This is a genomic window from Enterobacter sp. 01-M-02-SI-ECC (genome assembly GCF_047530595.1).
In the GTDB taxonomy this organism is placed as follows: Bacteria; Pseudomonadota; Gammaproteobacteria; order Enterobacterales; family Enterobacteriaceae; genus Enterobacter; species Enterobacter cloacae_M.
The window spans coordinates 1-2,276 of record NZ_JBLKCZ010000081.1; the positions used below are offsets into that span (position 1 = coordinate 1).

2 protein-coding genes are annotated in these 2,276 nt (G+C 54.2%); one reads left to right on the plus strand and one right to left on the minus strand.

Annotated features, from left to right (window positions below):
- Positions 1-92 precede the first annotated feature (92 nt).
- A complete protein-coding gene (gene ltrA, locus ACMWLG_RS25685; protein WP_200442762.1) occupies positions 93-1,601 on the minus strand; it encodes a group II intron reverse transcriptase/maturase in 1,509 nt (502 codons plus the stop codon).
- A gap of 428 nt (positions 1,602-2,029) precedes the next feature.
- Here ltrA and ACMWLG_RS25690 point away from each other — a divergent pair.
- A partial coding sequence (locus tag ACMWLG_RS25690) for a hypothetical protein (protein ID WP_278184498.1) occupies positions 2,030-2,276 on the plus strand: 247 nt, incomplete at its 3' end.

Consider the following 2,276-nt stretch of genomic DNA (forward strand, 5'->3'; position numbering starts at 1 on the left):
GAGTAGAGTAAGAGGCAGGGCGTAGTCGGACTATTTCCCTGCCTCTCCTCCCCGAACCGGACGTGCACCTTTCAGCGCATCCGGCTCTCCATTTAAATGCTGGCGAACGCCATTGCCACTTCTGTAAAGCGCGATGTATACGTGTTTCTGGTCTCCATCCTCAGATAGGGATTACCTTCGGGTAGCCGCCAGCGGAACAGCTTCTTGCCTTGCCCCACCAGCCGGTACAGTATTTCGCCGCTGAGCTTGCCGTGATTGGTTTTACCAAATAAAACCCACGTTTTGCTCTGACCCGGTTTCGGTGATTTACACCACCACCTCATCAGGGAAGCGATACCTGTACGGTATTTGCGGGCCAGCCAGTGAGCCAGCTTCCAGAACACGACACGGTCGATATAACTGAAGACTTTGGCCTTAAAATCAACGAACTGATAGAACATGGCCCAGCCTTTCAGTTTTCGGTTGAGTTGTTCAGCCATATCGACTTTGCTTTCACTGTAGTTGCCTGATAACAGTGCTGTCAGCGATGCGGCGAAGTTTCTGGCTTTCTCCTGCGGGATCGTTGAGACCACTCGCATCTCGCCATAACGACTGCGTTTGCGAATGATCCTGTGCCCCAGAAAGATAAAGCCGTCATTAACATGGGTGATTTTAGTCTTATCCATGTTCAGCCTGAGTTTCAGACTGCCTTCGAGCACACCCCGACACTCCTCCCTGATGGCTTCCGCCTGTGCTTTGGTGCCTTTGACGATGAGGACAAAATCATCGGCATAGCGGCAGTACGCCACCGCGGGTTTCCACTGCCAGTTTTCTCTGACCGCCGTACTTCGGCCCCGTTGGATACTGTTATTCCAGTACCACCGATCTTTTCTGGCTTTCCCGCTCAGGTAGCGCTCATGCAGGTATTGATCGAACTCATTCAGCATGATGTTCGATAATAGCGGCGATATAACACCGCCCTGTGGCACACCTTCACTGGCCGCCCGAAAGAGACCGACATCGATATGTCCCGCCTTGATGGTTTTCCACAGCAGAGTCATGAAACGTGCGTCACTGATCCTGCGGCGTACAGCCTTCATCAGCAGTCGATGATGTACGGTGTCGAAGTAACTGGACAGGTCGCCTTCAATCACCCAGCGTCCCCGGGTTTCACCGCAGTCTGTGAGCTGTAATTTCACCGTGCGGATCGCGTGGTGGACACTGCGCTCAGGCCGGAAGCCATATGAGAGCGTATGAAAATCACTCTCCCATATCGGCTCCATCGCCATCAGCATGGCCCGCTGAACAATACGATCCCGCAACGCGGGGATACCCAGTGGTCGCAGTTTGCCGTTGCTTTTAGGGATGTAAACCCGTCTGGCGGGCAAGGGCTGGTAGTGGCCTGAGAGTAATTCATCCCTGAGGATTTGCAGCTCAACAGCCAGTCTGGCCTGTAGCATTGTTTTGTTCACGCCATCAACGCCGGGGGTATGCGCCCCCTTTGATGAAAGCGTGATCCGCGCCGCTTCAGCCAGCCATTCTGGTTGTGTTATCAGACGCAGCAGCCGTTGAATCCGTAGGGACGGATCGGTGGCTGCCCATGTGGCAAGCTTGCGTTGCATTTCGCTGATTATCAAAGGTCTTCACCTCGTTAGGTCAGTTAATTCACGTCGCAAACACATTCAAACTGCTTCCCTTCGCCATGTAATGGGCTTTCCCCATCGCGGACTACTACGGAAGCTCCGCCAGCCAGCGCGTCATCGGAGCCATGCCCCCTTAACATCCGTCGCTGACCTTCCCCGGTTTACCTGCCTGGACTCAGGCATACTGAGGAGGCTGCCCGTCGCACTCTTTATCCTTGCTTGCCGCAAGTTGGCAGAAGTCAGCAACGCAAGCGTGATAGACGCTGCTGCCCCGGTGTTTCGCATACATGTCAAAACACCTTCGACCGGCAGTGCTTACGTATCACTGCCAGTTCCTCCTGCACGGCCTGTCAGATCACGTAGGCCGTGGTGACGTTTTCAACCCACAGAGGCGGATTAACGGGTTCATGTTCTTCAGCCTTTCAGTACTTAACCTTGAGGATCATCTCGGCTTAGTGATCTCGCCTCAATCCCCGTTGTCAGCGGGTTACATCACCCTGCGGGCATGCCGCAGGTCACTGCCGCTCAGGTTCTCCACCGTCACACCCGGTGGGATTGTTGGGTTTCTCATCGTGAGTTACCGGTTCAATATTCCAGACAGACTCGCGGTTCATTTAAGCATCCATGCCCGCCCTGAACTCCGGGCACACTATA